The organism is Ideonella sp. B508-1 (genome assembly GCF_000333615.1).
GTDB lineage: Bacteria > Pseudomonadota > Gammaproteobacteria > Burkholderiales > Burkholderiaceae_C > Ideonella.
Map to the genome: position 1 here is coordinate 1 of NZ_BADL01000410.1, position 5,312 is coordinate 5,312.

Sequence of the window (5,312 nt, forward strand, 5' to 3'; positions counted from 1 at the left end):
CGATCTGGTGGATCCAGGGGTTCCAGACCACGGCCGCCTCGACCCGGCCGCTCATGAAGGCGGCGGCGGCGTCACCGGCCGACAGGTTGACGATCTTCACGTCCGACAGCTTCATGCCGTGCTTGGCCAGGGCGTTGACCAGGATGAAGTGCGAGACGCTGAACTGCTCCAGCGCGATGGACTTGCCCTTCAGATCGGCGAAGGACTTGATCTTGGGTGACACCATCAGCGCGTCGTTGCCGGCCGAGTTGTCGTTGACCAGGATGGTCTTGAGCGGCACCCCCTTGGCCAGCGGGCCCATGGTGTCGGACCAGGTCTGGGAGTTGGTGTCGAGCTGGCCGGCCGACAGGGCCGAGATCGAATCCGTGTAGTTGGCGAACCAGACCAGCTTCACATCGGCGCCGTGCTTCTTGAAGAAGCCCTTCTGCTCGGCCACGTACCAGGCCACCCAGCCCGGCCAGTCGGACACGCCCACCTTCACCTCGGCTTGGGCGGGCGCCGCGGCCAGCAGGCCCACGGCAGCGAAGGCACCAGCCATCAGGCCAGCGGTCACACGGGAACTCACACGGGAGAAGAACGCAACGGGCATGCAAGGCTCCAGGCAATAAAAAAGGGACAACACCGCGGGGAGGGCACCTCGACACAGAAGTGTTCCTCCCGGGCTTTTGTCCCGCCGTGGAGCCTGAACGCCAGCGGGGGCGTTTGAGGCCGGTTGCTCTCGGACCAGACACATTGCAGGGGGTGATTGCCACCTCGCAACATCGGAACCCTAGCGACCCTTCAGTCAGACGTCCCGTGTCACGGGGCGCCTCCTTGTCAAAACATCAAGCACGCAGCGTGCCAGGAATTTGCACAGATTTGGGGATGAATGGCGGGTTGTGTCGAGGTCTTGGCCTCAAGATGCCCCAGTTTGGGACTCTTTCGGTGCGGTGGGCGTGCACGCCGCGGTGCAACCACTCAACCCACCTGGAACACGCTGACCGTGCGCGAGAGATTGGCCGCCTGGCTGGACATCTCCTGCGCCACCGAGGCCGTCTCCTCCACCAGCGCGGTGTTCTGCTGGGTGGCGTGCTCGATCTCGGTCATGAAGCCATTGACCATCAGGATGCCCTCGCTTTGCGAGGTGGTGACCTGGGTGATCTCCTCGATCATCCCGTGGATGCGGTCCACGCTGGTCACGATCTCGTCCATCGCCTGGCGCGCATGGCCCACCAGCGTGCTGCCCGCCTCGGCCTTGGCCACGCTGGTGTCGATCAGGCCCTTGATCTCCTTGGCGGCCTCGCCGCTGCGCTTGGCCAGGCTGCGCACCTCGGCCGCCACCACCGCGAAGCCGCGGCCCTGCTCACCCGCGCGGGCGGCCTCCACCGCGGCATTCAGGGCCAGGATGTTGGTCTGGAAGGCGATGCCGTCGATCACCCCGGTGATCTCGCTGATCTTGCGGGCCGACTGGTTGATCTCCTCCATCGTCACCACCACCTGCGACACCACCTCGCCGCCGCGGGCGGCCACGCCGGTGACCTCGGTGGCGAACTCGCGCGCATGGTGGGCCGATTCGCTGCTCTGCTGCACTGTCGAGGCGATCTGGCTCACGCTGGCGGCGGCCTGCTGCAGGCTGGCCGAGGTCTTCTCGGTGCGCTGGCTCAGGTCCATGTTGCCGGTGGCGATCTCTTCGCTGGTGGAGGAGATCTGCCGGGCCACCGACTGCACCCCGCCCACCAGGCCCGCGACCTTGTCCAGGAAGCTGTTGAACACCGCGGTGACCTCGCGCAGCTCGGCCTGGGCGGGCGGCAGCCGGCGCGAGAGGTTGCCGTTCTCGGCATTGAGTTCGTGCACCGCCTGCTGCATGCGGTCCAGCGGTTGCAGGATGGCCCGCACCGTCATGGCGCCCAGGCCCAGCAACAGGCCCAGGCTGGCGGCGATCACGCCCCAGGTCAGGTGCTGGCCCCGGGTCAGCTGGGCCTCGGTCTCGGTGCGCAGGCTGCCAGCCGTGGCTTCGATGGCATCGCCCGCGGCGCCCATCGAGGTCTCCAGCGCGGCAAAGGCCTTGGTGAAGGCCGCCTGTCCCGGGGCCTGATCAGGTTGCGCCAGCGCCGTGCGGGCCGCGGCCAGGTAGCGCTCCGCATCGGTCCGGGCCGTGTCCAGCGCGCTCAGTGCGGCCGGGGGCAGGGCATCGATCCGCGCGGCCGCCAGGCTCTTCTGCAGCGTGTCCATGTGGCGTTCGCCGTCGGCCCGCGCCGCCTTCAGCGCATCGGCCTCGCCCTTGCCCTGGGCGTCCGAAGCCCCCATCACGTCCGCCCGGATGGCGTCGTGCATCATGTCCGCGACCATCGCGTCGTGCACCGCATCGGCCGTCTGCTGCAGGGCCAGTGCGGCCCGCCGGGCCTGGTCCGCATTGCGGTGCGCCAGGGTGGCCACGCTCAGGGTGGCCAACACGGCCAGCGCCACCAGGGTGTACAGCCGGTGGCGGATGCTCATCTCGCGCAGAATCGTCATGTTCGTCGTGCCTCCATGCGGCCGCCAAGCCGCCACCTGGCGGGTGGGGGGGCCACGGACCTCAGGAAAGTCTGACGCAGATGTCCGCCCGCGGACCGGAGAAAAGCGCTCCCCGCGGCGGCCAGTTCTGCGGCCAGAAATCAGGGATGTCACGGTGCCCATTGGGGAATACAGGAGCGTCTGATGCCATCGTCCTTCAGCGGCCACTGCCTGTGCGGCGCGGTCGGCTTCCACGCCGAAGGCCCCAGCCTGTGGGTGGCGCACTGCCATTGCCAGCGCTGCCAGCGCGCCCATGGCGCGGCCTTCGTCACCTGGGTGGGCTGGACGACGGCGCAGGTGCGCTGGCACGACCCGCAGCAGGCCCTGCACTGGTACCTGGCGGAGGCCACCGGCGCCGAGCGCGGCTTCTGCCGGCACTGCGGCAGCCCCATGGCCTTCCGCTCACCGCGCTACCCGGGCGAGCTGCACCTGGCCCGCGCCCTGTTCGACGGCCCGCTGGACCGCGCCCCGCAATCCCACGCCTTCTACGCCAGCCATGTGGACTGGGTGCATGTGGCGGAGGTGCTGCCGGTGGATGAGGATCCGCCGCAGTAGCCCGAGTGCCTGCGCGGCGGAGGCTACAGGGGCCGCGCCTGCCCGATGGCGAAGCTGGCCTTGATGATCTTGCCAGCCTGAACCTCGTAGATGCAGATCATCTCGACGACGGCCAGGCCGTCGGGGAAGGTGCGCGTCACCAGTTCATGGTCGACCACGATGTTCTCCATCGTGGTCCGGTGCACCAGCCGGGCATGCAGATGAGGATCGCGGAAGCGCTCCTCCATGCGTCGGCGGATGGCCTCGCGGCCCTTGGCCAGCGAGCCCATGTGCAGCATGAACTGCTCGGCATCTTCGCTGTAGGTGTCGAGCCAGGCCTCCAGGTTCCGGGCGTTGTAGGCGTCAAGCTGGGCCTGGACCACCTGCTCGGAGGCGATGGAGAAGGACGAAGGCGGATCGACTTTCACGGCTGGCTGGCCCCGTGTCTGTGGGGTGTCAGGATTTGGGCGCGGCCGGGGCCTGGCAGCCGGCAGCCTGGCCCAGGCCCTTCAGGTAGGCGCGCCGGACGGTGCCGGCGGCGATGGCCGAGGAGACCTCGCGGGCATGGCGTTCGGCGCCGGTGAGCTTGCGCACCCAGCCCCGGAAGGGGATGACGCCTTCGGTCGTGTTGCGCACCGCGCTGATGGCCGCGTCGCCGGCGGCCCCGGTGCCCTGTTCGAGCAAGCTGGGGTCGTCGTCGTTGCGGGGGGCATCCAGATCGGGGCCCAGCACCGCGTCCAGGGCCTGGACATCGGCGGCCAAGGCCGGGCAGGAGCGGTCGGCCGGCAGGGCATAAGGCGCCTTCTGGGCGGCCTGCAGCAGCGCCGGGATCTTGTCCTTGACCAGGTTCAGGTCGCTCAAGGGGGCGACGGCGGCCTGGGTCAACCGGGTGTCCGCCCCGGGCTCCGCGGGGGTGGCGGGGGCCGGGCCCGACGAGGCCGGGGTGCTGGGGGCCGATGCGCAGGCCGCGACCAGGGCCGTGAGGGCGAGCAGGGGCAGGACGTTCAGGGCGGACATGGGTGGGATCGGGGGAAGCGACGGATTCCCCGAGGTTAACCCCGCGGGCCGGGGGGCTGGCTTGCGCCCGGTCGCTCAGAACGTCCGCACCACCGGTTCGTCCTCACCGATGGTGACGGTGGCCTGGCACAGGCGGCCTTCGGCGTCGTAGTCGTAGCGGTGCTGCATCTCGATGTCCCCATAGACGCGCTTGTCGATCGCGATCAGGCGGCCGGCACCGTCGTAGCGGGCCTCGAACCAGGTGTTGCGGTGGCGCAGCTCGGTTTCGGCCAGTTCCTCGGTCAGCGTCAGTGGCAGGCCGGCGCCGCGGTAGGTGAGGAAGTAGCGCAGCGTGTCGCTCATGGTGCGGGGGCTTTCTCGGCCGGAGGCTTGGCCGGCAGGGCGGCGCGCAGCAGCTGGGCCAGATGACGGGCCTGGCGGCCGGTGCCGTCGTGGATCTGGTGGCGGCAGCTGGTGCCGTTGGTCAGCAGCCAGGTGTCGGGGGTGGCGGCGCGCACGGCGGGCAGCAGTTCGGCCTCGGCCATGGCCAGGGAGATGGCATGGTGCTCCGCCTCGTAGCCGAAGGCGCCGGCCATGCCGCAGCAGCTGCTGTCGATGAACTGCACCTGCAGCCCCGGCATCCCGCCCAGCACCTTGCGCAGGGCCTTCATCGCGCCAAAGGCCTTCTGGTGGCAGTGACCGTGCACCAGCACCGGCGGGCTGGGCTCGGGCAGGGCCTGCCAGGGCAGTTCGCCGGGCTTGAACTCGCGGGCCAGGTACTCTTCCAGCAGCCAGGCTTGCCGGGCCGTGCGGGCGGCCACTTCGCCCAGGCCCAGGGCCAGGTGCTCGTCGCGCAGGGTCAGCAGGCAGGAGGGTTCCAGACCGATGATGGGCAGGCCGCGTTCGACATAGGGTGCCAGCGCGCTTTGCAGTCGGGTGGCGGCGGCCCTGGCCGTGGCCACGTCGCCCACGGCCAGGGCGCTGCGGCCGCAGCACAGCGGCGCTTCGCCCGCGGGCGCGTGCAGCACGTGCACACGGCAGCCGATGGTCTGTAGCACCTCCAGCGCGGCCTGGGCGGTGGCCGGGTCCAGCTGGTTGTGGAAGGTGTCCACCAGCAGCACGACCTCGCGCGGGCCGGCGCCGACGGGGCCGGTGGGCGCGCCGTCCAGAAAGGCCTGCGCGGCCGGGCGGGGCAGGCTGCGGCCGGCCGCCAGGCCCAGCCGGGCCTACGCCTGGCGGGCCAGCCAGGG

Annotated in this window: 7 protein-coding genes and 1 riboswitch; of the genes, 1 reads left to right on the top strand and 6 read right to left on the bottom strand. The window is 70.2% G+C overall.

Annotated features, from left to right (window positions below):
* Together I73_RS28560 and I73_RS16895 are read right to left on the bottom strand one after the other, a co-directional pair.
* Positions 1-589, bottom strand: a 589-nt coding sequence (locus I73_RS28560) for an ABC transporter substrate-binding protein (protein ID WP_022981697.1), incomplete at its 3' end; no start/stop codon positions are given.
* A gap of 63 nt (positions 590-652) precedes the next feature.
* A riboswitch (guanidine-I (ykkC/yxkD leader) is annotated at positions 653-784 on the bottom strand.
* 173 nt (positions 785-957) lie between these two features.
* Entirely contained in the window at positions 958-2,493 is a 1,536-nt protein-coding gene (locus I73_RS16895) for a methyl-accepting chemotaxis protein (protein WP_022981698.1), read from the bottom strand.
* A gap of 183 nt (positions 2,494-2,676) precedes the next feature.
* On the opposite strand from I73_RS16895, the gene I73_RS16900 reads away from it, so the two are divergent.
* Complete coding sequence (locus I73_RS16900; RefSeq protein ID WP_022981699.1) at positions 2,677-3,087, top strand: GFA family protein; 411 nt, start codon at positions 2,677-2,679, stop codon at positions 3,085-3,087.
* Between the two features lie 23 nt (positions 3,088-3,110).
* Here the strand turns inward: I73_RS16900 and I73_RS16905 are convergent, their stop codons facing one another.
* The 4 genes from I73_RS16905 to I73_RS28570 all read right to left on the bottom strand — a co-directional run bounded on the left by I73_RS16905 (position 3,111) and on the right by I73_RS28570 (position 5,174).
* On the bottom strand, positions 3,111-3,494 hold the full coding sequence (locus tag I73_RS16905; protein ID WP_022981700.1) for a nuclear transport factor 2 family protein: 384 nt from the start codon (positions 3,492-3,494) through the stop codon (positions 3,111-3,113).
* 28 nt (positions 3,495-3,522) lie between these two features.
* On the bottom strand, positions 3,523-4,083 hold the full coding sequence (locus tag I73_RS28565; RefSeq protein WP_022981701.1) for a hypothetical protein: 561 nt from the start codon (positions 4,081-4,083) through the stop codon (positions 3,523-3,525).
* 75 nt (positions 4,084-4,158) lie between these two features.
* Positions 4,159-4,425 (bottom strand): DUF6156 family protein, encoded by a 267-nt coding sequence (locus I73_RS16915; protein WP_022981702.1) that lies wholly within the window; start codon positions 4,423-4,425, stop codon positions 4,159-4,161.
* Positions 4,422-5,174 (bottom strand): (Fe-S)-binding protein, encoded by a 753-nt coding sequence (locus I73_RS28570; protein WP_159105902.1) that lies wholly within the window; start codon positions 5,172-5,174, stop codon positions 4,422-4,424. Before I73_RS28570 ends, I73_RS16915 begins: the two co-directional genes overlap by 4 nt.
* Positions 5,175-5,312 lie beyond the last annotated feature (138 nt).